The 709-nt window shown below is 37.1% G+C and carries 1 pseudogene; it reads left to right on the top strand.

Annotated elements, in window-relative coordinates:
- Positions 1-709, top strand: a pseudogene (locus tag NBRC110019_RS16745) (hypothetical protein); the annotation flags it as partial.

Consider the following 709-nt stretch of genomic DNA (forward strand, 5'->3'; position numbering starts at 1 on the left):
TTATTACCTGCGAACGCACAATAGAAGCTCTAACCCAATGGCGTTTGGATACTTATAATGCTATTATTTTAGCCTACGAAGATAGGCTTGCTGAATACAATGCAAAAGTAGCTGAACAAGAAGAAAAGGAAGCAACACTTAAAGAAACAAATCCTAATTTCTATCGTGAAATTGAGCAAACGGTACTTCGTAAAAACTGTATTTCATATATGATAGACCAAATGCCTACAGCTACCAATACTTTTGGTAAAAAAATGTATTCTGGTACTACCATGAATGACTATAAAGTAGATGTTACGCAGCAACTAGATACGTATAAGTCATTTGTTACTTTTATGGAGCAGGCTTTTGAGTGGAATATTATGTCATACAAGTTTTACCCATATTATTGGGGAAACCGAGAAGAGTGGTCAACTTTATACAACTATGAAAACGACGATCCTTTATTCCGTGCATTTATGCAATCGGGTATGGCACGTGTTGTTTTAACTGTTCGTCCTGGTTTTGAAGATGCGGTATTACATTATATGGCAACCGGAAACATTTGGAATGGAGGTCAATTACCTGCTATTGAAGATGCGATGTATTTATCTATCTTAGACGAATTGACAGAAACCAAAGGATTACCTGAAGGCAAGGCATGGAAAACCCGTGTTCCTACTTCACTTACTATTCTACAAGCCGAAAGTATTGGGCTTGAAGTAGATGG

The sequence above is a fragment of the Neptunitalea chrysea genome (assembly GCF_027924145.1).
Taxonomy (GTDB): domain Bacteria; phylum Bacteroidota; class Bacteroidia; order Flavobacteriales; family Flavobacteriaceae; genus Neptunitalea; species Neptunitalea chrysea.